General features: G+C 71.1%; 16 protein-coding genes. 3 read left to right on the top strand and 13 right to left on the bottom strand.

Going from position 1 to position 23251, the window contains the following annotated elements; translation table 11 throughout:
• Nucleotides 1–20: 20 nt before the first annotated feature.
• The 3 genes from Pla133_RS17600 to Pla133_RS17590 all read right to left on the bottom strand — a co-directional run bounded on the left by Pla133_RS17600 (nucleotide 21) and on the right by Pla133_RS17590 (nucleotide 2847).
• Complete coding sequence (locus Pla133_RS17600; protein WP_145067624.1) at nucleotides 21–356, bottom strand: hypothetical protein; 336 nt, start codon at nucleotides 354–356, stop codon at nucleotides 21–23.
• Nucleotides 357–402: 46 nt separating this feature from the next.
• Complete coding sequence (locus Pla133_RS17595; RefSeq protein WP_145067622.1) at nucleotides 403–2106, bottom strand: right-handed parallel beta-helix repeat-containing protein; 1704 nt, start codon at nucleotides 2104–2106, stop codon at nucleotides 403–405.
• Between the two features lie 174 nt (nucleotides 2107–2280).
• Nucleotides 2281–2847 carry a hypothetical protein gene (locus tag Pla133_RS17590; protein WP_145067620.1) on the bottom strand — a complete coding sequence of 189 codons (567 nt, stop codon included), beginning with the start codon at nucleotides 2845–2847 and terminating at the stop codon, nucleotides 2281–2283.
• Nucleotides 2848–4052: 1205 nt separating this feature from the next.
• On the opposite strand from Pla133_RS17590, the gene Pla133_RS17585 reads away from it, so the two are divergent.
• Nucleotides 4053–5768, top strand: coding sequence for a hypothetical protein (locus Pla133_RS17585; protein WP_145067617.1), 1716 nt, complete (start codon nucleotides 4053–4055; stop codon nucleotides 5766–5768).
• A gap of 389 nt (nucleotides 5769–6157) precedes the next feature.
• A complete protein-coding gene (locus Pla133_RS17580; RefSeq protein WP_145067615.1) occupies nucleotides 6158–6988 on the top strand; it encodes a hypothetical protein in 831 nt (276 codons plus the stop codon).
• A 411-nt stretch (nucleotides 6989–7399) separates the two neighbouring features.
• Here the strand turns inward: Pla133_RS17580 and Pla133_RS17575 are convergent, their stop codons facing one another.
• The 6 genes from Pla133_RS17575 to alr form a co-directional block, all read right to left on the bottom strand.
• Nucleotides 7400–8461 (bottom strand): Gfo/Idh/MocA family oxidoreductase, encoded by a 1062-nt coding sequence (locus Pla133_RS17575; protein ID WP_145067614.1) that lies wholly within the window; start codon nucleotides 8459–8461, stop codon nucleotides 7400–7402.
• A complete protein-coding gene (locus Pla133_RS17570) occupies nucleotides 8458–10134 on the bottom strand; it encodes an FAD-dependent oxidoreductase (RefSeq protein WP_145067612.1) in 1677 nt (558 codons plus the stop codon). Before Pla133_RS17570 ends, Pla133_RS17575 begins: the two co-directional genes overlap by 4 nt.
• Entirely contained in the window at nucleotides 10131–10574 is a 444-nt protein-coding gene (gene ruvX, locus Pla133_RS26465) for a Holliday junction resolvase RuvX (protein WP_419195399.1), read from the bottom strand. The genes Pla133_RS17570 and ruvX overlap by 4 nt, the downstream gene beginning before the upstream one ends.
• 47 nt (nucleotides 10575–10621) lie before the next feature.
• Complete coding sequence (locus tag Pla133_RS17560) at nucleotides 10622–11704, bottom strand: mannose-1-phosphate guanylyltransferase (RefSeq protein ID WP_145067608.1); 1083 nt, start codon at nucleotides 11702–11704, stop codon at nucleotides 10622–10624.
• 73 nt (nucleotides 11705–11777) lie between these two features.
• A complete protein-coding gene (locus Pla133_RS17555) occupies nucleotides 11778–15725 on the bottom strand; it encodes an AsmA-like C-terminal region-containing protein (RefSeq protein WP_145067606.1) in 3948 nt (1315 codons plus the stop codon).
• A complete protein-coding gene (gene alr, locus Pla133_RS17550; RefSeq protein ID WP_419191672.1) occupies nucleotides 15722–16972 on the bottom strand; it encodes an alanine racemase in 1251 nt (416 codons plus the stop codon). The genes Pla133_RS17555 and alr overlap by 4 nt, the downstream gene beginning before the upstream one ends.
• Nucleotides 16973–17348: 376 nt before the next feature.
• Between alr and Pla133_RS26460 the strand changes: the two genes are divergently transcribed.
• Complete coding sequence (locus Pla133_RS26460) at nucleotides 17349–17618, top strand: hypothetical protein (RefSeq protein ID WP_419191671.1); 270 nt, start codon at nucleotides 17349–17351, stop codon at nucleotides 17616–17618.
• Between the two features lie 396 nt (nucleotides 17619–18014).
• Here Pla133_RS26460 and tsaB read toward each other — a convergent pair whose 3' ends face one another.
• Genes tsaB through folP form a run of 4 tightly spaced genes read right to left on the bottom strand, consistent with a single transcriptional unit; the run spans nucleotide 18015 to nucleotide 23250 of the window.
• Nucleotides 18015–18776: a tRNA (adenosine(37)-N6)-threonylcarbamoyltransferase complex dimerization subunit type 1 TsaB gene (tsaB, locus tag Pla133_RS17540; protein ID WP_145067602.1), complete on the bottom strand. Its 762-nt coding sequence runs from the start codon at nucleotides 18774–18776 to the stop codon at nucleotides 18015–18017.
• Nucleotides 18773–20167 (bottom strand): phosphoglucosamine mutase, encoded by a 1395-nt coding sequence (glmM, locus tag Pla133_RS17535; RefSeq protein WP_145067600.1) that lies wholly within the window; start codon nucleotides 20165–20167, stop codon nucleotides 18773–18775. Before glmM ends, tsaB begins: the two co-directional genes overlap by 4 nt.
• Nucleotides 20168–22141, bottom strand: a complete 1974-nt coding sequence (locus tag Pla133_RS17530) for a diadenylate cyclase (RefSeq protein WP_419191670.1) — start codon at nucleotides 22139–22141, stop codon at nucleotides 20168–20170.
• Nucleotides 22138–23250, bottom strand: a complete 1113-nt coding sequence (gene folP / locus Pla133_RS17525) for a dihydropteroate synthase (RefSeq protein ID WP_145067596.1) — start codon at nucleotides 23248–23250, stop codon at nucleotides 22138–22140. The genes Pla133_RS17530 and folP overlap by 4 nt, the downstream gene beginning before the upstream one ends.
• Between the last annotated feature and the right edge of the window lies 1 nt (nucleotide 23251).

Genomic DNA, 23251 nt, shown 5'->3' with positions numbered 1-23251 from the left:
CAGGGCCCGCGCCGATCGTGTCAGGCGTCGTCCGCCCCGCCCACACCGCTCGCGAGGTCGCGCAAGACCTCCACGCTCAGGCGACCGTCCCGGACCCCGTCGACCTCGTCCAACTCGCCGAGGGTGCCCCTGATCTCGTCCAGGGTTACCAGGCCCTTGTCATTGGCCTTGGCCAGCAAGGTGCCGAGCACCAGGGTCAGGTAGCCGACGTCGTGCTCGAGTGCGTCGAGGCGCTTGGACGTCTCCTTGCTGAAGCGCCGGTGGGTGCGCCGAAAGCGCCGCCCCGACTTGACCACGTCGTCCAGCTCGTGCCCGTAGACCGCCCGTCCGCTGAGGAGGAATTCGCTGAGTCCCATGGCGGGATCCTACTGCGATCCCGCCATGGCGATTCAAGCCCCGCTCTCAGGGCGCGACGGTACCGACCAGCATGTTGCTGAACTCGATCGGGGAGCCCGTGGTCAGCAGATCGATCGCGGCCGCCTGGAAAGCCAGGGTCGCACCGACGAGGCCCGGATCGGCGGGCACCGGTGCCGAGAAGATCGCCTGGCCCGCGACCATCGGGGGCGAGCCCAGGGTCGACGGGAAGGGCGCCAGCGAGAGCAGGATCTCACCAAGGCCGGGCAGGAACAGGCCGCAGCCCGAGGCGTCGCTGCCGTCGACGCCGACGTAGAAGAACGTCAGACCGGAGACGATCGCGGAGGCGTCCAGTTGCAGGTTCAAGCTCTGGCCCGACTGGAGCGCGGTCGACGAGCTGAGGGTGGCCGGGTTGCCGAAGCAGCCGCTGACGCTGGCGAGGCCCGCGACCTGCAGCTCCACCGCGCCGATGTCGATCAAGGGCGCCGTGCCCGAGCCCGTGTCGACCACCGCGGGCGCGTCCACGTAGCGCGGGTTGCCGACGTAGTCCTGGAGCAGCGTTGCCGGCAGGGCCGAGTTGTCGCCCGCGTCCACGGCGGGGGAGCTGGCCCCGGGCGTGAAGTCGCCGCCGGCCACATTCACCAACTGGGGATCACCGGCGAGGTTGCCCGTCCCCGCATAGCCACCCTCGACGATGGTGTAGGTGGCGTTCATGCCCGCGGTGAGCTGGTTGTTCGGCCCCTGGGCACCGCCCGGGCCCGAGTTGTCCCAGAAGATGCAGTTCACCACCGAGGTGTTGTTCGCGCCCTGGTTGCGCAGTCCGCCGGCGGCCTGGTTGGTGGACGAGTTCTCGACGATCGTGCAGTTCTGGATGCGCGTGTTGCCGCCGGAGCCGACCCAGATCGCGCCGCCGCCGTCGCCGCCCGTGGCCACGTTGCCGCGGAACACGCAGTTGCGCACGCGCACGCCGTTGGTGGAGAAAACCTCCAGGGCGCCGGCGCGGTTCGCGGTGTTGTTCAGGAACAGGCAGCGGTCGTACCAGACCGCGCCGCCGCCGGCGATGTCGAAGGCGCCGCCGAAGGAGCCGCCGTTGCCCTCCTCGAAGCTGCACGCGATGAAGCGCGGCGCGCTGCCGGTGTTGATGTAGCCGGCCGCGCCCCCGAAGGTGCAGCGGTTCGCCACGAAGCGGCAGTTGCGGATCAGGGGACTGTCGCCGCCCGTGCAGATGATCCCGCCGCCCTTGTTGTTGTTGCCGCTGCCGTTGGCCGTGCCGCTGGTCACGGTGAAGCCGTCGAGTACCGCGGTCAGGTCCGCGCCGGGGGCCGTGACCACGTGGAAGCTGTTCTCGCCGAACATCCCGCTCCCGTCGTTGCCGGCCAAGTCGCCGGTCAGGATCGAGGGCGCCGTGCCGATCGGCGGGCGCTCGTCGACCGTGGCTTCGCCGCCCAGGAACCCGCCGTAGACCTCCACGCCGCTCTGCAGCACGAAGGACGCCGTGCGGCTCGTGCCGCTGGTCGGCAGGTAGGAGCCCTGGGCCGCGAAGACCTGCTCGCCCGGCGTCGCCGAGAGCAGGGCGGCCTGCAGGCCGTCCGGGCCCTGGAAGGCGTCGGCCCAGCTCGAGCCGTCGTTCGCGCCCGTGGCCAGGCCGGCGTCGACATAGATCGTCTGGGCGGCGGCCAGGGGGCCGAGCCCGAGGGTCAGGGCGGCGAGGAGTGCCAGGGAGCGGGACCGGGCGAGCGGGAGCTGGGGCATCGGGAGCACGGAGGTGGGCGTCGCGGAGAGTCGGCGTCCAGGTGGGCCGCCTACGAAGAAGCTAGGACGAACCGCGTCCGCCCCTCGTTCCACCTCCCCGAGGGATCCTAGCCCGCCCGCCAGATCGCGGGGGATCCGATCGATCGCGCCCGGCGGCCGTCAGTCCGCCGTCGGCTAGCGGGGCAGGTCGACGATCAGCTTGGAGAGAGCGTCGCCCAGGGCCGCGTTGAGGGCCTCCGCGTAGGGATCCTCGGTCGCACCGAAGTCCAGCGGAATGCTGGCCGAACCCGTGTAGAGCCGATCGAAGATCCGCACCCCGTTGCGCTCCAGGCTCGCCAGGAAGGAGACCTCCGCGTCGTAGCTCGCCAGGGCGTTGCAGTAGGCCGAGATCAGCTTGCCCTGCAGCACCGGCGTGCCCGGCCCCGGCTTGGCGACCGGCGTGAGCCCGGCCTTGGCCAGCTCCGCCTCGAGCCCCGCCCGCACCCACTTGATCACCGAACCGTCCGACTTGACCTTGTCCGTGGGCATCGAGTCCGGCCCGCGCACCTCGCCGATCACCTTGCGGCTGCGCGCATCGACGAAGGACTTGATCGTGATCTTCGGGCCGGCGGTGACGCCCTCGGCGGGCTCCACGGCGGCCATCGCGGGGTATTCGAGCTTCACGTGACGACCGCCGAACAGGCAGCCGGTCGAGGTGAGCGTGGCGAGCAGGAGGAGGGGGAGCAGGCAGGCGTGCTTCATGGGTGGTTTCCGGGGACCGAGCATCGGTCGCAGCCGGCCCCAGAGCCTAACTACTCTCCGACGCGGACGATCCAATCGGGTGCCTGGGCGCCCGAGAGTTCGACGATGAGCCCGTTCGGAAGGGCCCGGTGCGGTGGGATCAAGAGTAGATCCAGGCCCTCGAGGCCCAGCGTCAAGGGCCGGAGCTCAAGACCGCGCCAGCGCCCGTTCTCCGGCGATCGACGGTCGCGCGACCGCGAGGTCGGACCGTGCGGCCGCAGGCTGCACCCGCGCCGAGGTGGTCCTCGACCCCATGGATTGTGCGGTCGGCGGTAGCTCGGGCCGCAGGAGCCCATCCTCGGGGGTGAAGTCGAAGCTCACCGCTACCTCGGTTCGTACCGCTGGAAGGGACTCTTGCCGCCGACTCGCTCCCCCGACCGATCCGGTCTCTCTCGACCTTCCCGACGACAACGGTGCGGTCTCAGGGATGAGCACTCCCCCCTCGGGGGGCGTCTCCATCGCTACCTTGCCAACCGACCCGATCCCCTTACCCGAGCCGCCGCTCCGTACCTGGGTCCAGTAGACCCCTGATGCCAGGACGACGACGGCTATCGCCGCGATGAGTTGACGTGTCTGAAGTTGCATCTGGCGCGCGGTTCAGATCGGCAGATCGGAAGCCGTGGGAATCTAATCCAGTCTCGCGCTCCGGGGACGGGTGCACTCGCGCACCCCCGATTCCGCTCAGGCGGGCCGACCTCACCACACCGACCCTGGGATCGGGAGGACGAGAGGATTGGGCGCTGGTCGAGCAACACCGAACTGATCGAGCGCCTGGACCTCACCCCCCGCCAGAGTCTCGATTCCCTGCGTCGCAGGACCTCCGTCCACCCGTGCTCGATGCGGCGGTCCGCTGCGAGCATCGAGGTCCTCTCGGCCTCCTGCAAGCTCTGCCGGCTGCGCTGCGGGCGGAAGTTCGGGCGCGAGTGCGGGGCGCCGGCGCCGTCGTCGGGATAGGCGAGCCGTCGGATGCGGCGACTCGAGATTCTCGAGTGGACGGCGTCCCTCGCCCAGTCGGCACCCGTTAGCCTCGATCCCGACAGTGAAGGCCAAAGGGGGTCGATGACTGACAGCTGGCGGGGTAGAGACCAACAGCGAGGGAATGGATCGTCGCGGCCGCGATCAGTGGGCGACAAACCGGTGTTGTGACTGCTGCTTTGAGGACTTACATGGATCACGAACAGGGGAAAGCCGGACTCGAGGAAGTCGCCCGTGCGGTCGAGTCCTGCGTCGGCCTCGGCCCCAGGGCTGAGGCATCTCGCCAGCAGTTGAGAGCTTGGGGGGAGCTGGCGCTCCCGGCGATTCAAGCGCTAATGCTGCGTCCTGAGGCCCGATCGAACACGATCCAGTTCCAGGCGGCGCTCTTCGAGACCGGCGCGGCGGACGCCGCCAAGGTCATCTTGGATGTCCTCGAAGGGTACGGGAGCATTCGGAGTCGCGACTTCTTCGTGACACTGGCGTTCACGCCCGCTCTCGGTGACCTGGTAGCCGATCTCGAGAATCCGCGGTCGGTCGTCGAGCGCGCGATCGCGGACGACCCCCGCTGGCCTCGGTTCGTCATGTCGCAGTTCGGAGGGGGAGGCTGGTTCGCCCAAGAAAGGGCGCTTCAGTTCGCCGCCGACGCCGGAATACAGGACGCGGTGGGACCGGCGCGCGAGCTGTTGACGAGCGATCGTGGGTCGCTTCGCAGGGCTGCAGCCGACGCCCTTTCGAAGCTGACCGGCGAACCGTGCATCGCGCGGCCAGACCCGCTTCGGCCGACGGCGGATCGATCGGAGATGCTGGAGTTTGGAAGCGCACGGGTGCTGACACCGAGATTCCTCTCACCGATTGGGCCCCTCGCTCCGCAGCCCACATTCGCCTCATTCGGGCGCTGGTTCGATGGCCGAGTGGGTCTGCTGCTTGGTCTCGGGAGCAAGGTGGAGCTGCGGGACCACGACGGTGTCCTGCTCGATTCCGTGCCCTTGCCCGATCCGGTCGAGTTCGGCGATCGGACGAGGTCCACGGGCCTGGCTCAGAACGCTTGGTCGATCCCAGCCGAGGATGGTCGCTTCCTGCTCTTGGTCGGACTCGGGCTGCAACACAGCGGTCCGAATCGGCTCGCGTGCATCGACGCCGGAGGAGCTGTCCGTTGGGCGCTTGACAACGGCAACCACACCTTCTTGCCTCCGATGCGGTGCCGCACTCCGGAAGGGGAGGGCGGAGTTCTCCTCGGCGGAGTTGCCCTTTCGCCCGAAAGTGCCCGCGGCATCGTCTGCGTCGACCTCGAGGGACGAGAGCGTTGGCGATCGGATCAGCTATGGGGGCGCTATGGCATTCACACGCATGAGCGGCTTCCGGGGCTGCTCGTCGAGTGCTTCGGACGACTGCATGTCCATCGCACATTCCCTCCGGACACGGCTCTGGCAGAACGCTGGCTAGAAGACCGGATGTATGCCGCCGATGTCCTTCTCTATCCTGACGTCGATGGACGAGCGGCACTCGTGGTGGCGGGCACCTCAGAGGGCAAGAGCTTTGTCTTGGTCCGCCTGACCTCGACCGGGGAAGAGCGGTGGTGTGTCGACCTTCCCGAGCGAGTCTCGCGGCTAACGCTTCTGGAGGACACTCCTCTGGGTCCACTCGCCGTCGTCGGGCTCGAGTCGGGCGAGCAGGTCGTTGTCGATGACAAGGGTGCGCTGATGGCGCGCCTCGAGTTGGGCCCCACAGAGCCTCTGGACTTGCCGAGTGGAACCCCACCCGAGATCGTGGCGCGGCTCGTGCAGTCCGCTGGGCATGTGCGGATGGTCTCAGCCGGGCGATTCGGAGACTCTCGTCTGGCACTCGCCGTGATGCGTGGGGCTCAGGTCGATGTGATCACGCTGACCCCGAAGGCGTCGGACTGCTGATTGTTGCCTCAGCCCCTGCATCATCGGCGGCCCGTTCAGGTTCGCGCGGTGTCTCCAGCCCCACGCTTGACGCGCTCTGAACGGCCGGATCGCTCACAATCCGCTCATCGACGCGATTGACCCGCCCGAAGATCCGAGTGTCCTCTCTCCTGTGCGAGCGCGACCGACGCGCCATCTGGAAGACAATTGGGTGGTCCTGGCTAACGGGTTATCCGGCAATGGTTTGGGGCGACGGGGGGGGGGGGGGGCTGGGCTACAGGTTTTCAGTTAAGTTCCGCCGATCGATCCGACAGATCCGTTTCTGCGACTACGCTGGGCGACGGTCTTGCCGCCGGACTCGGCAGAATCAATTTGATGTCGGTGATAAGGACGCGAGGAACAGACGAAGCATGAAGAACGGAAAGTACCGGGCCGCCTGGGCATCGCTCGCAGTCGTTGGCTGCGCCGCATTGGCACTGGCCGAGAGTCGAGGCATCTTCGGAACGATCCCGCTCGGGACCAAGAATCTCGATGGTGGCAGCGACAAAGTCGACACACTGACCCCCGGCGGTGTCACGGGGTCGGGGCCAGACGCTGCGGGAACGCTCTACAACAAGCTGCCCGCTGGGGCCTCGATGACCGACGTCACGATCGACGTGACCAATGCGACAGCCGGGGGTGTAACAGTCGACGGGACGTCGTCGGGGGCCTCGTCGGGGAGCAGCTCCTTCAATGTCAGCTTCGGCGAGAGTGTAGGTCCCGACGAATCGATGGAGCTCGAGATCGACGACATCGCCCCGGATGGTTCCGGCAAGAATATCGAGATCTACGCGACGCCGTCCCGGTCTGAATCGATCAACAGCGGTAGCGTCGAGGTCAATGTCTTTCCTCTCTTCGAACTCGAGGAGAGCCGAGACCTTCAGCGGACCGCGATCGCGTTCATGGACCATGCAGGCGGGGTTGCGTTCGTCAGGAACGACGACAGCAGCCGGGATCTCGTGCAGATCGACGGCGAACTCTCGTTCCCCAATGGTGGGGCGCGAAATCTGGTCGACGTCGAGTTGCAGACCACGGACGGAACCCCAGTCTCATCGTCCATCGCGGTCTCTGGCAGCACCTTTACGATCGCTCCCTACTCGTCCGTGGCTGCTGGGACGGTGGTTCAAGTGGTCGTGCTCCTCGACAGTTCCACTGGGCGGCCTGAGACTCGGCTTCAACTGGAAGGCACCTTCGGTTCGTGACGGCCTCGTCATGACTCGGGGAGAGAGTGAGTCGCTCCCGTCGATGCGCTCAAGGGGAGTTCCATTGGCGCAGGAGTCGACGCGGTGGAGTGGCGATAGGCGAGCGGCTTGCTCTGTTGGCCCGTCCAGTGGCTCGTTGCCATCGAACCAGTCGCTCTGAGTGGAGTCTGAACCGGTTGCCTTCGTTCGCGCCGCCACCCCGCCCCAAGTTAGGTCCCTGCTCCGAGGAGCCGGCAGGCGAGTCGCTCGGCCCCGTGGAGAGTCACGGGGGCGCGAACGCGGGCCACTCCAGGGTCGACCCCAAGGGTCATCCTGGTCGGGTTCTCGGCCCGAGGGGGGCGTAGCTGGAAGCCGGGGAGGGTAGCGGTTGCGAACCGGCGAAGGACTGCTGCCGTCCTCTGGCGTTCCGCCTCACCGCCCGCCGCCCACCGGCCCCGGCCATTCGCGGGGGCGGGGCCGGACGCTGCGCAGGATCGTGCCGACGACCAGGCCGCCGGCGGAGGTCAGGGGGTTGCGGACGTAGCCGCCGAACTTCTCCAGGTGGTAGTCCACCAGGGCGTCTTCGAGGGCGTTCTGCACCGGATACGCCGGCACGCTGCGGCACAGGCCCAGCAGGAGCTGTCGGAAGCCGACGCGCTTGCAGCCGTCCATCCAGACCCACACGCCGTCACCGGGGCGCGGTTCGCCCATCAAGTCCTGCTCGGCGTCGTTCAGGCGGCGCACCGCGTCGCCGACCTTGAAGCCGGCGCAGCGCGAGCCCTCGCGCAGGGTCTCGAGCTCGATGTGGCCGTCCTCACGGTGCGCGTGATCGGCGATGCTGCCGCGGCTGCCGACGACCATCACGCGGCCGGCGGAGTAGTCGCGGGGATCGATGGCGACGCCGCGCAGGCCGCGGTCGAAGCTGTACTCGCGCAGGTGGAAGGGGCCGCCCAGGTGGCGGCGGCGGGCGGAGACCACGTGGCGGGCGCCGAGCAGGGCTTTGAAGGTCGCGATGCCGTGGTAGGCGTAGGCGGCGTGGGACAGCACCGCCGAGCGCAGCTCGCCGATGGCGCCCGTGCGGACGCAGTCTCCGATGGCCTCGACGAAGGGCAGGGTCAGGCAGTCCTCGGTCACCGACGCGGTGCGGAAGGCGCCCAGGGCCCCGGCGCGGTGCAGGTGCTTGGGCAGCATCACCGGCGTCTCGATCAACAGGTCGACGTTGCGCGGCTCGAGCCCGGCCAGGCGCTCGATCACGTCGGGCACGGCCGACTTGGCGACGACGACGTAGAGGGCGTCGAGCTCGCGCACCCGCGCCGCGTCGAGCTTCTCGAGGGGCTCGACCTCGTGCCTGGCGCCGGCGGCTTCGAGGGTGCGCGGCGTGCGCGAGAAGATGCCCGCGAGTTCGAACTCGGCGGTCAGGGTACGCAGCACCGGCAGGGCGGTCTGTACCACCCGCTGTCCGGCGCCGACGATCGCGATGCGGCTGCGGGTCACGGGCGTGCCACCTCCCGGGGGCTTGCGAGGCTCGAGCGCAGGTGCTCGGCCAGGCGGATCGACAGGGCCACGATGGTGAAGGTCGGGTTGGCGCAGCCGCTGGTGGGGAAGACCGAGGCGCCGGCCAGGTAGACGTTGTCGACGCCGTGCACGCGCTGGTTCGCGTCGACCACGGAGCTCGAGGGGTCCGTGCCCATGCGCGTGGTGCCGATGTGGTGCGAGGCGTCCTGGGTGATGGGCCACTCGGTCTCGTCGGCGAGGGTCGTCTCGAGGTGGCCGACGCCGCTGCGCTCGAGCTCGTCGGCCAGGACTCGGTGCAGCTCCACCAGCGAGCGCTGGTCCAGCTCCGTGCAGCGGTGGGCCACGCGCGGGATCGGGTTGCCGGCCGCGTCGCGCTCCTCGGCGAGGGTCACGCGGTTCTGGGGATCGGGCTCCATCTCCATGAAGTTCCGCAGCCGCACGCGGCGGATGGCGGGGGCGGCCTTGCTCAGGCGGTGGAAGGTGTAGTTGGCCACGCTGGGGGAGTGGCGCACCACGTTCCAACCGACGCCGGCCCAGCCAGCCAGGCCCTTGCGCGCGTTCTGCAGGTCGGAGTCGTCGCCCGTCTCCGAGTAGTCGCGCAGCTCGACGGGACCCTTCTGGCGCCGCTTCCAGGCCTGCAGCAGGCCCGCGCTGCGCTTGGCGAGGAGCACCGCCGACTCGACCCCGTCGTTGCCCGACCAGGGGAACATGGGCTCGAAGCGCACGTAGCTGTTGAGCAGGCCGCGCCGGCGCTGCTCGTCTTCGGTCAGGCGCAGGCCCGCGTAGCCGGCGAAGCCCTCGAACAGGCAGCCGAAGAAGTACGCGGCGCGCTTCACCGGCGCGCGCAGGTGCAGCATGCCGTGGTAGTTCTTCGGATGGTTCATCAGGCAGCGCCCGACCTGATCTCGGTCGTTGCCCAGGCCCGCCGGGTGCAGGTCCGTCGAGAGCAGCAGCAGCCGCGCGTTCTCGATCCCGCCGCAGGCCACCACGAAGCGCTTCGCGCGCAGAAGGAGGGTGCGGCCGTCGGAGGGGCGCAGCTCCGCGTGGGTCACCCGCGGGCCGTCGCCGCCGGCGGCCAGGCGCGAGACGCTGGCGTCCAGGTACAGGTCGACCCGCTCGCTCTCGTAGATCGAGCGCAGCAACTTGCCGAAACGCTGGGGTGGGTCGAGGGCCAGGAAGACCTTCTCTTCGAGCTGGTCCCACCGGGCGCGGACCTCGCTCTCGGCGCGGAAGCGTCCGAAGCCCGACGGTCCGAAGAACTCGGCGGTGGGGAAGGCGAAGCGCGCGGCGGCGGCCTCCCAGTACGGCTCGAGCTGCTCCCGCTCGATCGGCCAGCCCGCCAGGCGGAGCCACTCGCGGCGCTGCATGTCGATCGGATCGAGAGGCGCGGAGAGACCCGCCCAGGTGGTCGACGCGCCGCCGAGCACGCGCTCGCGGCTGTAGTCCTTGATCGGCAGGCCGTCGCTGACCACGCGCTTGAGCTCGTCGGCGTAGCGCGTGTTCTTCCTGCGGCCGCTCTCGACCACGCACACGCGCAGGCCGGAGTCCGCCAGCTCGGAGGCGACGGTCCCGCCCGCCGGGCCCGAGCCGATCACGCACACGTCGTACTCGGGCAGCTCGCGCCGATCGTCCGTGGCGAGGTCGACGATCATCGCTCGGCCTCCGCGTCGGCGCGCACCCGCTCGCCGCCCACGCCGCCGCCCTCGAGCCAGTCCTCGAGCAGCACCAACGCTGCGTAGCTGTCGCGCAGCTCGCGCCGCCGTTCGCGCGGGACGTCGTCGTCGCGCATGCGTTCTTCGGCGGCCTTGGTGGTCAGGCTCTCGTCGTAGAGCAGCACCTGGCGATCGGCCAGGCGCGAGGCCAGGCGGCCGGCGAAGGCCCGCGTGGGCACCGCGCGCGCGCCCTCGTCGCCGCTCGCCAGGCGCGGTAGGCCAATCAACACCGTGGCCGCGTCGCGCTCGTCGGCGAGCTCGGCCACGTGCTCGACCAGGCCCGGGGCGTCCCCGTCCAGGCGCGCCGTCTCCAGCACCCGCGTGGTGATTCGCAGGGCGTCGCAGGCCGCGAGGCCGGTCTTCGAGGCCCCGTGGTCCACGGCCAGCACGCCGCCGCTGCGCCGGCCGGCGCCCTGGGCGGCCGCGCTCAGAGGAACTCCTTCGAGCCCCGCGCGCGCAGGGCCTCGACGATCAACTTGACGTCCTGGGCCCGCTCGCGCGGGCACACCAGGGTGGTCTTGCCCGAGCGCACCACCACCAGGTCCTCGCAGCCCACCAGGGCGATCAACTCGGGCTCCTCGGCATAGGCCAGGCAGCCCGTCGAGTCGGCCGAGATCAGCTCCGCGCCCTCCACCAATCGGCGCCAATTCCCGTCCGAGTCCGCCGCCGAGAGGTCCGGAAGGGCCGCCCAGGAGCCCACGTCGTTCCAGGTGTAGGCGATCGGCATCGTGCGCACCTGGTCGGAGCGCTCGAGGATGGCCACGTCCACCGGCGCGGACTCGAGCCCGGGGTAGACCTCGGTGATGCGCGGATCGCTGGCCGCCACGTCCGAGAGGGTCGCGTGCATGTCCGGCATGTAGCGCGCGAAGGCCTCGAGGATCGTGTCGACCCGCCAGCAGAAGATGCCCGCGTTCCACAGGAAGCGACCGGAGCCCAGGAACTCCCGCGCCCGTTCGAGGTCGGGCTTCTCGAAGAAGCGGCTGACCGCGCTCACGCGGTGGGCTCCCTTGCCGCGCAGGCCCTCGCCGACCTCGATGTAGCCGTAGCCGGTGGCCGGGTGGTCGGGCTGGATGCCGAAGGTCAACAGACCCCCGTGCTCACGTACCTCGTCGGCGCCCGCCGACAGGGTCGCGCGGAAGTCCGCCACCGGCGTGATGTGGTGGTCCGCGGGCAGCACGACTTGCACCGCGCGGGGATCGCGCCGGGCGACTTCGAACGCGCCGAGGGCCACAGCGGCGGCGGTGTTGCGCGCCACCGGCTCGGCGATCAGGTTCTCGGCCGGCAGTTCGGGCAGGCAGTCGCGCACCAGTTGCGCCTGGTCGGCGGCGGTGACCACCAGGATCCGCTCGAAGGGCACCAGCCCCTCCATCCGCGCCGCGGTCTCGGCCAGCATCGGCCGGGCCCCCGCGATCGGCAGGAACTGTTTCGGGCGGGCGGTGCGGCTGGCCGGCCAGAAGCGGGTGCCGGAGCCGCCGGCCATGATCACGGCGTAGAGATCGGAGTGGGGCATGGGGAGCGTGGCCAGGGCGCCGCAGTCTAACGGGCTGCCCCGGCGCACCGCCGCTCCGAGACCGGCGACGGCGTCAGAACCGCTCGGGGACGTCCGCCATCGACGGGAAGGGCAGCCGCGGGGGCTGGCGGGCGGAGAGCCCGAAGAGGTCGATGATCGGGTTGGTCACGATCACCCGCGGGCGGGTCATCTCGCCGCGCACCTTCAGGCGCACCACGCGGCTTTGGAACCAATAGAAGACCCGCGCGATCACCCCCAGGCCGTCGAACAGGCTGTAGTTGATGTCGAATTCGTGTTCGAGGCGACCATCCAGGCCGAGAGTGCCCTCGCCGACCAACTTGAGCAGCGGGCTGTGGGCCACGGCGTCGGTCATCCGCAGCTCCCCGTCGCGCAGGGCCAGGCGCGTGCGCATCCAGTCGAAGGTCCCGGTGTTCTCGAAGCCGAGCTGCGAGAAGACCTCCCGGACCACGGGGATCGACCACAGGCGCGCGTCCTCGAGGGCGACGAAGCCGTTGCCCTCCAGGCCCATGGGGTCGCCCGGGTCGCCGGTCAGGCGCAGGTAGCCGCGCAGCTTGCCGCGGTCCGCACCACCGCCGGCGAGGGCGCTCTCGAGCAGTTGACGCACGTCGAGCTCGGTGAAGCCCAGGGCCAGGTCGAAGCGGTGGGGTTCGCCGAGCTCGATCGAGAAGGCCCGACCGCCGGGCAGGGCCTCGGGCGCGAGGGCGTCGGGAGAGCCCACGAGGCCGCCGGCGAAGCCACCCTGCAAGCCGTCGAGGGTCAGGCGCCCCTCCACGTAGCTGACGGTCGATGAGAGCCCTGCCAGGGACCAGCTTCCCAGGCGGCCGTAGGCCTCGCTGAGTTCGGCCAGGGCGCGCATGCGCCCGCCTTCGATCACCGCGTGGGGCACGACCAGCTCGGCGCTCGAGATCGTGAGGGGCAGCCCGACGCCCACGCGCACGTCGTGGGGCACGAAGCGACCGGCGACGGCCACCGACGGTTCGCGGTCCCGGGGCAGGGCCGCGACGAACCGGGCGCGTTCGGCGTCCAGTCGCAGCTGCCACGCGGGAGGGGCGATCGACCGCTCCCAGGGAGCGCGCAGGACCGGGTCGGTGACGGGCTCGCCCCACCCGTAGTCGGCCAGGATGCGCGGCGACAGCTCGGCGTCGTCGAAGCTGAGGTTGCCGCCGAAGGCGTACTCGGCCAGGCCCTCGGGGTCCGCGTAGCGCAACAGCTCCGCCGCGCCCGGGTCACTGCGCACGAGGTCGGCCGCGGTTCCGGCCAGGCCGTCGCGCAGCTCGATCGCGACGCCGCCGACCTCGCCCCGGATCCACGGTGCGTCGACCCGCGAGCCGTCCGTGCGCAGGGTCCCGCGCAGGGTCTTGGCCTCGAGGCCGCCGATCGTGAAGCGGTCGTCGCGCAGGTGCAGGGCCGCGCGGGGGTCGCCGAAGGTCTCGCCCTCGACGCCCAAGCGCACGGCGGCGTTGACGTCGACGGGACCTCGGGCCCGCGCGGCGAGGAGCGCTTCGGCCACAGCGGCGCCGCCCGACCGCGCGAGTTGATCCAACAGAGTGCGATCGTCGAGCTCCAGGCCCGCGGCGTGCAGGCCCGCCGCGGCGGGGCGCAGGTCCAGTGCGATCGGCACCGCACTCGCCAGGGCTTCGGCCGCAGGTCCCACAGCGATCAGCTGCGCGTCCAAGCCGGCGTAGACCATGGGACGCGGCGCCGCGTCCGCGGCCGCCGTCTCGCCCTCGATCGAATCGCCGCTGGCGACGGCCACGGCGGCGGGCGGTGGATTCTCGGCCACGACCCGGACCCAACCCTCGAGCTCGTCGATCAGCAGTCCCTGTGGAGCCGCGCGCAGCCCGTCGGGCAGGACCTCGATCGAGGTCCGCGCAGGTCCGGACCGATCGACGATCCCATGACTCAGGTGCACCGTCGCGGCGCCCTCGGCGACGACCTGGTCCAGGAGTTCGGCCAGCTCCGGGAACTTCTGACGCGCGACGTCGACCACCGGTCCGCCCGCCATCACACCGCGCAGGCTGACCGCGGCAGTCCGCAGCATGGCGAACTGACCCGGCGGGTAGCGCAGGGGCGACTCGAGCTGGGCCAGCTCGGGATCCCGCAGTGCGCCGGCGATGTCGATCGACGAGCCATCGGCGGCGCGCGCCTCGAAGGCGAAGCCCAGGCCGAAGGCTCGGCGACTCAAGGGCCGCTCGTCCTCCTCGGTCCCCTGGGCGACCACGGTCTCGCCGCTCCAACGCAGGTGCAGGCTGCCGTCGACCTGGTCCAGGGGAGCGGGGAAGACGTCCCAGGTGGCGGCGGCGCCCTGGACCTCCAGGTCGATGGCCATCACCGGCGGCACCCGCTCGTGGGGCTGGTCCAACTGCAAGCGCCCGATGGCGGTGCCGGCGCGGGGAGCGAAGACCTCGGTCAGGTCGAACTCGAGCCCCAGCCCTTCGACGCCCCTGACCATGTCGGTCGGCACGTCGATCCGCGGCACGCGCAGGTCCAACAGAACCCGAGGCCAAGGCCCCGTGTCGGGCGTCGACCCGACGATGCCGAGGTCGGCGGTCACCGTGCCGCTGGGATGGTTGGCTCGGAGCCCGATCAGAGCCGTCACGTCGTTGGGCGAGCGCAGCGGATCGTGCAGGTGGATCGCCCGGCCGTGGATCTCGCTGGCGCGGATCGGGAAGCCGTGGCGCGCGCCCATCTGGTCCTCGAAGCCGCGGTAGGCGAGCTGCGCGTCGCCGGCGGGATCGGCCACGAGCACGACGCGCGGCTCGACCGGCAGATCCGGATCGTTGCGCCGGTCGAGGATCATTGCCGCGCGCAGGTCGAGGGTGCCGCGGGGGTCGAGGGCTGCGAAGACCCGCTCGATCTCCTCCGCCACGTAGGGTGCCGACTCCAGGTAGCTGAGGGCCTGGGTCTGGGCGCCGCGTCCGATCGGAAGTTGGTCGGCGTCGAGTTGGAGCATCGCGGCAATGCCCGGGGGGGCATCGGCGCCCAGGGCGCCGCGGACCAGGATCTGCGCTCCGCGCCACTCGCAGCGCAGCTCGCTCAGGCAGCCCAGGTCCCGAGCCCAGAGCAACTCGCCGTCGGACGGCGCCAACAACCGAGCTTGCAGATCGACCTGCGCGCCCTCGGGCAGGTGGCCGGAGTCGACGGCCTCGCCGCGCAGCCCCGAGGCGCGCGCGCGCAGCTCGGTGCGGGCGGGGATCAGGGCCCCCGGTTCGAAGTGGGCGCTGCCCTCGAGGTCCACCGCGGCGATCCATGCGCCCAGGGCTTCGGCTCCGGCGCGCAGTTGGTCCGGGAGTGCAGCGGTCGCGATCGGCACGGCTGTGGCCGCGGTCGAGATGACGAGTTCGCCCCTGTCGTCGACGCCCCCGACGAAACGCACCGGTGCGCCGGGCGAATCCGGAGGTCCCAAGCGAGGCGTGATGCTGCCCTCGACGCTCGGCGTGCCACCGGCCGTCGGTTCGACGCGCAGCTCGACGCGGCCCAGGGGGCGGGCCGGCGCGGACGGGTCGAGGGCCACCAGGACCTCGAGGTCGCGCACCAGGATCTGCGGCAGATCCTCGGCGAACCAGGCGGCGCGCTCGGCTCCGGGATCCTCGTCGGCCTCATTCCGGCCGATGCTCGCGTCGAGGGCCAAGGCCCGTTGGCCCAGGGCCGGCCCCGCCGCAACGACGCCGCCGAGCACGGCCACGCGCCGCACCCGCGGGGGGAAGAGTCCGAGCTGCACGCGCACCTCGTCCAGGCGGATCAACTCGATCGTCTCGCCGCCGTTCTCGTCCGGGATGCTGGCGATGGTCAGATCGCGCAGCCGCAGGCCGGGATCGCTCCAGTGGAAGCGCACCGAGCCGATGTGGGCGCCCTCGCCGAGCACGGCATCGAGCTCCGCCTGGAGCGCGTCGCGAAGGGCTCCGCTGCGCTCCAACGGGAACAGGGCCAGGGTTCCAACCACCAACACGACGCAGCCGACGAAGACGGCGATCTCGAGCAGGCGCAGGATTCGCCTCACGGCGTCGCCCCCGGTGCAACTGTCGATTCGGCGGCCGCGCCGCTCCGATCCGCGTTGGAGGGATCCTGGTCCGCGCTGCTGGCCGAACGGCCCGCGAATGGACGCGCGTCGCCCTCCACGATCATGCGCGGCACCCGCCGACCGATCGAGCAGGTGATCTCGTAGGGGATCGTGCCGGCCTCGTCGGCGAGGCAACTGGCCGAGAGCTCGCGCTCGCCGTCGCGTCCGATCAGGGTCACCACGTCGCCGACGTCAGCGCCGGGTGCGTCGGTGATGTCGATGGTGGTGTAGTCCATCGAGACGCGACCGACGATGGGCACCTCGCAGCCGCGGATCAGGGCCCGTCCGCGGTTGCCCAGTCGCCACGGCACACCGTCGTTGTAGCCCACCGGCAGGGTCGCGATGCGCGAGCGCCGCGTGGCCCTCCAGGTGCCGCCGTAGCCGATCGGCGTGCCCGGTTCGACGTCCTTGAAGAACACCACCTGGCTGCGCAGCGAGAGCACCGGGCGCAGGGCCTCGAGGCGGCCGCCCCCGGCGGGAATCACGCCCATCTCCGCCGGAAGCATGCCCAGGGCGGCGATCCCGGGCCGCACGGCGTCGAAGCGCGGTTCGAGTCCGGTGAAGATGCAGGCCGAGTTGGCCACGTGGGTCCAACCGCGCAAGAGGCCGCGTTCGCGCGCGGGCCCGAGGTACTGGTCGAAGGAGCGCAGTTGCGCCGCTGTACCGGGGTCGTCCGCGCCCCGCGAGGAGGCCACGTGGGTCATGCTGCCGGCGAGCTCGAGGCCGGGGCTGGCGTGGATCTCCTCGAGCAACTCGAGGGCCCGCGCGGGCCCGGAGCCCAGGCGCCCCATGCCGGTGTCGACGTTGAGGTGCACCCGTGCGGTGAGTCCCAGCTTCACCGCCAGGGCCGAAAGCATTCGCACGCGATCGGCGGAGTGAACACCCAACTCGACCCCGCCCCGCAGGGCCGGTTCGGCCTCCTCGTCGACGATCGTCCCCAGGACGATCATTCGTCCGCGGATGCCCGCAGCGCCCAGTTCGAGGGCCTCCTCGACCGTTCCCACGCCGAAGGCGATCACGCCCAGGGCCGCCGCTCGCCGCGCGATGGCGACGGCGCCGTGGCCATAGGCATCGGCCTTGACCACCAGGATCAGCTCCACCGCGGGTCCGATCCGCGCGCGGATCGCGCGCAGGTTGTGCTCGAGAGCCGCGAGGTCGATCTCGGCCCAGACGCGGGGGACGTTCACCGCCACAGGGTAGCTCCTGGTCGGCGACCAGGCATGCAGTCAGCGCCGATCGTCAAAGGGGCGGGCGCCGCGGGTACCGCGACCGGAACGACGGGGCGGGAAAGGGCGAATTCGGAGGGGAGCCGCCAAATAGCGTCGTTGACATCGCCTGTGCGGACTCCCATTCTCTGGGCGCGTCATACGGTTCGAGGGCAGCCTCATCACTTCTCTCGTCCGACACCACTCGCAGCATCCCCCCTCGACGCCGACTCGCCGACGACCCTCGTGAACGTCCCTCGTGGACGACACGCCCCGGACGCAACCTCATTGAGCTTGCCGACGGGACAGGCCGAATCGCCCTCGAGGGCAACTCGCTGCGAAAATCATCAGATCGATCATGGCCAAGAAGAAAGCCAAGAAAAAAGTCGCCCGCAAGGCTCCGGCCCGCGGCGCCAAGCGCTCCACCAAGAAGGCTGCCGGCCGCCGCACGAAGGCCTCCGCCGCTGACTTCATCATCAGCAAGAGCCGCACCAAGGCGGCCGCTGGTATCAACGTCTCCGGCGAGTTCTACGCCGCCCTCGACGCGGCCGTTCGCGGCCTGATCGCGGGTGCCGAGCAGCGCGCTGTCGACAACGGTCGCAAGACCCTCCGTCCGCACGACCTGTAGGCCGTCCTTCGGCGCTGTGCCCTCGGGGCTGCGCCCTCGGCGCTGCGCCCTCGGGGCTGTGCCCTCGGGGCCGGGACCTTCGGGTACTGGACCTTCGGGAGCGCGCTCCGGAGCGAGTGGACTGGAGACGTCCGAGCCTCAGTGGGTTCGTCCGTTGCCAGTGAATCAAGAGCCCGCCGCGCATCGCGTGGCGGGCTCTCTTCTTTCGCAGCAGTCTTCGTTCGCGGCAATCTTCGTAGGCAGCGGCCTTCGTTCGCAACAACCGTCGTGGCCCCGATCCGATTGGGCAGCGTTTCGCTCGGGGCCGAGTTCGGAGCGAATTCGAGGCTGCGCGCAGGACGGCTCGACGGATCTCCACCCGCAGCGTCCGAGGGCTACCGGGCCTGTCCTGGGCGTCTATTCGCCGAATCGAGCCAAGTACAGCGGCCGCAGACTGCCAGCAGGAGCGGCGGTCCCGCGGACGAGTTCGTCGCGGGCGAGTCTCAGGACGGCTTCGGCGCGTGGCGCGATTCCTGTGGCGACGCGGGGCCCCGACTCGCCGTCCCCGAGTGCGTCGCCGGCGGCGCGCCGCGCGTCGTCGTCGATGAACAGCGTCGGCCGCGGATCGGTGGCGCACCAGGGCTCGGCGGCGAGCAGCGTCCGCAGCTCCGCCGGCTTCGGCGCGCAGACCTCCTGCACCGTGGCCAAGCCGTCACCCTGACGACGGAAGGCACCGAGGTAGACGCGACCGCCGCGGGCATCGAGTAGCTGTCCGCCGACGGCGCCGGGTGCCAGGTGGTCGAAGACCGCCGCGGCCATGGACGCCACGCCGACCGTGGGCACTCCCAGGGCACGCTCGAGACCGAGCACCGTGGCGAGACCCACGCGCAGACCGGTGAAGCTCCCGGGGCCCAGGCCCACGCCGATGGCGGTGACATCGCCCACCTTTGCGTCGATGGACTCGAGCAGCCGCGCCAGGGTCGGCAAGAGGTCGCGCGCATGGGCGCGCTGGCCCTCGAGCGAAGCAGTGTGGATCTCACCGCCCCTGCGTGCGACGGCCACGCTGGGGGCGCGGGTCGACGTCTCGAATGCGATCAGTAGCTCGGGGTCGCCGCCCTGTGGGTCGCTCGAGCGACCCATGGACGAGCCCGCATCGGGCCCAAAGTTCGGGCCGCTCATCGGTCCGCGATTCGAGCGGCGATGATCGCGGCCAGGCCGTCGGCGTAGGACAGGATCAGCGCCTCATCGGGGCCCTCGACCATCACCCGAGCGAGGGACTCGGTGCCCGAGTAGCGCAGCAGAACGCGGCCCTCGTCGCCCAACTCGCTCTCGATCCGGCGCACCTCGTCCAGGACCCCTGGCAGCTCCTCGAAGGGCGGCTTGTCGGCCACCACCTGGTTGACGAGCACCTGGGGGAAGGCCCGGAAGGTGCCGGCCAGGGTCGAAAGGGACGTACCGGCGCGACGCATGGCCGCCATCACCCGCAGGGCCGTCAGGGTCCCGTCGCCGATCAGGGCCGAGGGCCGCTGGTCACCGGGATCCTGATCGACCTCGAACAGGACGTGGCCGGACTGCTCGCCGCCCAGGCTGAGGCCGTGCTGGCGCAGACCCTCGACCACGCGCCGGTCGCCGACGCCCACGGTGTGCACGCCGACGCCCGCTTCAGAAAGGGCCTTGTGCAGTCCCTTGTTGCTCATCACGGTCGCCACGATCGCGTCGCCCGTGAGCAGGCGGCGTTGCTTGGCGTCGATGGCGAGCAGCGTCAGCATCGCGTCGCCGTCGACCAGCTCACCGCGCTCGTCGACCAGCACGCAGCGGTCGCCGTCGCCGTCCAGGGCCACGCCCAGGTCGGCGCCGAGCTCGATCACCGCGGCCTGCAGGGCCTGGGGCTTGGTCGATCCGCAGTCGCGGTTGATGTTGTCCCCGTCCGGATCGGCGGCGATCAGGGTCAGGTCGGCGCCCAGGGCCTCGAGGGTCCGCGGCGCCACGTGGCTGCCGCCGCCGTTGGCGCAGTCCAGGACGATCCGCAGACCACTCAGGTCCAGGTCCGACGCGATCCGCAGCAGGTACTCGACGTACTTCGACTCGAGCACGGCCTCGCCGTGCCGCGCTCCCCGTCGTTCCCGCACGGGCTCGCCGTGGGCTTCGACGTAGCGCTGGATCGCGTCCTCGACGTCGTCGCCGAGCTTGCCCCCGTGTTCGTCGAAGATCTTGATGCCGTTGTCGTGGGCCGGATTGTGGGAGGCGCTGATCATCACGCCGACGGCGTAGTCGCCGTCGCGGGTCAGCACCGCCAGCCCAGGAGTCGTGATCAGGCCGACGCCGTCCACATGGAATCCCGCTTCGGCCATGCCGTGGCCGATCGCCGCCAGGAGGCCGGGCCCGGAGCGCCGGCCGTCGTGGCCGATCAGCGCGCGCGGCGTGCCGGGTAGGGACTCGCCCAGCACCGCGGCCACGGCCCGACCGAGCACCGCGGCACGATCCTCGCGCAGCCAGCCCTCGCCGGCGCGGCCACGGATCCCGTCGGTCCCGAACAGCCTCGGGCGACCATCAGCGTTGCGACCACCCATTCAACTGTCGTCGCTGTCGGACTCACCGGCGGTGCCGGCAACGGGGGTCAGGAACACGTAGGGGTCGCTTTCGAGTTTCAAGACGAGGTCTTCCTCGCCCGTGAGCCTAGCGTCGTCGAGCCCCAGCTCGGCAAGCGAGTCGCGCCAGTTTCGGCGCAAAGTGACGCGCACGGGCAGGCTCTGGCTGCTGCCGTCGTCGGGCAACTCCGCCAGGTCGACGTACACGTGGACGGCGTCCTCGACGAAGCGTCGGATGGCTTGGACCCGCTCCAGCTCGGCGGCGGAGCCGGGGCTGGTGTCGGCCGGGACCAGCCCCGTGGTCTCGATCCGCAGGCGGGCAGTGCGCGCGTGCAGCTCGATGGCCCACTCGTCGATCTGCGCGGCGACGGTGGGGTCCAGGCAACCCACGGCGATCTCCCGTTCGACCGTGCCCGCGTCGCGGGTCGAGGGGCGGATCAGCAGCTCGACCTCGACTTCCTCGGCGTTGGCCAGGAGCACCCCGCGCGCCACCAACTCGGGCGACAGGACCATCCGCAGGGTCACCTCGCCGCGGCTGTCGGCGGGCAGGGTCAGGGGCGCCAGGAGGTCGGCGTCGGGATCGTCGAGCAGCTCCGCCAGGGCACTCTCCGGTCCGCGCAGGGTCACCTGACGCGGCCGGATCTGCGTGGCGGCCAGGTCCCAGGTGAAGCGCCGGTCGAGGCCGCTGGCGTCGATCGGCAGGTGCTCGGGGCTCAGGTCGAAGGTCTGGCTGCGGACGCGCTCGAGCTCGGCGACCGGTGGCTCCCCGTCGGTCCATTCGAGCTCCAGGCCGGGTTCGCGCCCGCGCCAGTTCACCAGTCGCAGATCCAGGGGCAGCTGCTCGGGCGTGGGGGAGGGGACCTTCCACTCCCCGGCCAGGCGCACGCCGCTGCGGTCGATCTGACGCCGGGTACCGCCCAGGGTCAGGTTCACCGTGGGCGCATCGCCGCCCGTCGAGAGCAGCCAGCCTTCGTCCGGCATCCGCAGCACAAGCTCGCCCGAACTGGCCGGAGAGGTGTCGGTGGGACCGGCCAATCGCAGGGTCATGGACAGGGGCTGGCTGCTCTCGAGTTGCCCGTGCACGACCCACAGGATGGCGGCGGCGACGGCGGTCGAGAGGGCCAGCCAGGTGAGGTCACCGCGTAGGGCCGCGAAGATCGGGGCCAGGCCGAAGCGCTGACCCGCGGCCGCCTCACCGGAAGCGCCCAGACCCAGGAGGTCGCGCAGGACGTGGTCGAGCTCCTGGGGCGGAACCGGGCCGACGCGCTGCCCGTTGCGGAACAGGGTGATGCGGCCGGTCTCTTCCGAGATCACGATCGCGAGCGCGTCCGTCTCCTCGGAGAGGCCGAGCCCCGCGCGGTGACGCGTGCCGCTGAAGGCGGAGAGGCCGGAGCTCTCGGACAGGGGGAAGATGCACTGGGCCGCCACGATGCGGTCCTCGCGGATCACCACGCCGCCGTCGTGCAGCATGCCCCCGGGTTGGAAGATGCTCTGCAAGAGCGCGCGCGACACCGGCGCGTCCACGGCCACCGCCTTCTCGAACCAGGGGCGCAGGGACGACTCGCACTGCACCGCGATCAGGCCGCCGTGACGGCGCTTGGCCAGGCCGCGCGCGGCGGCGGCCAGGTCGTCGACGGTCTGATGGGCGAGGCGCGCGCTGGGTCCGACCAGGAAGTGGCTCTCGCCGAGCTGGGAGATCGCGCGCCGCAGTTCCGGCTGGAAGACGATGGCGAGGGCGACCAAGACGTAGCCGGTCACGTGGCCGAGCAGGAAGCCGAGCTCCTCCAGCTCGAGCAGCTCGGTCAGTCCGAACAGGCCCACCGCCCCCAGCAGGAAGGCGACGATCAACCCGCGCGCCAGGCGGTTGCCGCGGCTGCGACGCACCACGCGCAGGAACAGGTAGATCGCCGCGCCGACCAGCACCAGCTCGAGGATCCAGGAGGCCGTCAAGCTCACGGCGCAGACCTCCCGACAACGGCGGCCGCCACGCGCGCGGCCGCGCGCATCGGCGCGACGTCGTGCACGCGCAGCCACTGGGCCCCGCCGGCGACGCAGGCCGCGATGGCCCCGGCCGTGCCGAAGGCCCGTCGCGCGGGTTCGCGCTCGTCAGTCAGCACTCCGATGAAGCGCTTGCGCGACACGCCCACGAACAGGGGTCGCCCCAGGGAGCGCAGCTCGTTCAGGCGGGCCAACAGGGCCAAGTTGTGTTCCAGGGTCTTGCCGAACCCGATGCCGGGGTCGAGCCACACGCGCTCGGTGTCGATGCCGGCCTCGTCACAGGCGGCCAGGCGCGCGCGCAGAAATTCGGTCACCTCCGCCACCACGTCGGTGTAACGCGGCGCCTGCTGCATGTCCCGCGGATCCCCGCGCATGTGCATGGCCACGTAGCCGCAGCCCGACTCGGCTACCAGGGGCAGCATCTCGCGGTCGCGGGTCCCGGCCTCGACGTCGTTGACGATCGTGGCGCCCTCCGCGAGGGCGGCGGCGGCCACGGGAGCGCGGCGCGTGTCGATCGAGATCGGGCCCAGGCCCGCGTCGGCCAGGGCGCGCAGGGTGGGCAGGACGCGCTCCAGCTCGACCTCGGTCGAGATCGGCTCGGCGCCCGGGCGCGTCGACTCACCGCCAAGGTCCAGCAGGTCGGCGCCGGCCTCGAGCAGCGCCCGCGCGCGCGCGACGGCGGCCGCGGGCCCGTCGAGTTCGCCACCGTCCGAGAAGCTGTCCGGGGTCAGGTTCAAGACGCCGACGAGTTGCGGAGCGGGGCAGGGGGAGGCCGCGGCGTCCCAGGCGGCGAGCAGCTCGTCGAGACCCTCGTCGGCAGCGTCCTCCCGCTCCAGTCGGGCGCGCGGCAACAGCAGCGTGCGCCGCGTCCCGGGGCCGTCGCGGCGCGCCAGGGCGGCGACCTCGAGGGCGCGACGGGCCGAGGGCTCGAGCCCCGCTTCGTCGAAGGACAGGCGCACCAGGCCCTCGCTCGCGAGTTGCGACAGGTCGCGGCCCACGGCGCGGGGGGCGAGTCGCAGGGCTCGCGCGCCGTGGACCCTTCCCGACCGTGCCGTGTCCGCCGTCATC

The organism is Engelhardtia mirabilis (genome assembly GCF_007748095.1).
Classification (GTDB): Bacteria; Planctomycetota; UBA1135; order UBA1135.
This window is presented reverse-complemented; position numbering and strand designations above follow the sequence as displayed.

Coding starts and splice junctions, on each gene's coding strand:
- Pla133_RS17600 (WP_145067624.1), bottom strand. CDS start 356: ATGGGACTCAGCGAATTCCTCCTCAGCGGACGGGCGGTCTACGGGCAC.
- Pla133_RS17595 (WP_145067622.1), bottom strand. CDS start 2,106: ATGCCCCAGCTCCCGCTCGCCCGGTCCCGCTCCCTGGCACTCCTCGCC.
- Pla133_RS17590 (WP_145067620.1), bottom strand. CDS start 2,847: ATGAAGCACGCCTGCCTGCTCCCCCTCCTCCTGCTCGCCACGCTCACC.
- Pla133_RS17585 (WP_145067617.1), top strand. CDS start 4,053: ATGGATCACGAACAGGGGAAAGCCGGACTCGAGGAAGTCGCCCGTGCG.
- Pla133_RS17580 (WP_145067615.1), top strand. CDS start 6,158: ATGAAGAACGGAAAGTACCGGGCCGCCTGGGCATCGCTCGCAGTCGTT.
- Pla133_RS17570 (WP_145067612.1), bottom strand. CDS start 10,134: ATGATCGTCGACCTCGCCACGGACGATCGGCGCGAGCTGCCCGAGTAC.
- Pla133_RS17560 (WP_145067608.1), bottom strand. CDS start 11,704: ATGCCCCACTCCGATCTCTACGCCGTGATCATGGCCGGCGGCTCCGGC.
- Pla133_RS26460 (WP_419191671.1), top strand. CDS start 17,349: ATGGCCAAGAAGAAAGCCAAGAAAAAAGTCGCCCGCAAGGCTCCGGCC.
- tsaB (WP_145067602.1), bottom strand. CDS start 18,776: ATGAGCGGCCCGAACTTTGGGCCCGATGCGGGCTCGTCCATGGGTCGC.
- glmM (WP_145067600.1), bottom strand. CDS start 20,167: ATGGGTGGTCGCAACGCTGATGGTCGCCCGAGGCTGTTCGGGACCGAC.
- folP (WP_145067596.1), bottom strand. CDS start 23,250: ATGACGGCGGACACGGCACGGTCGGGAAGGGTCCACGGCGCGCGAGCC.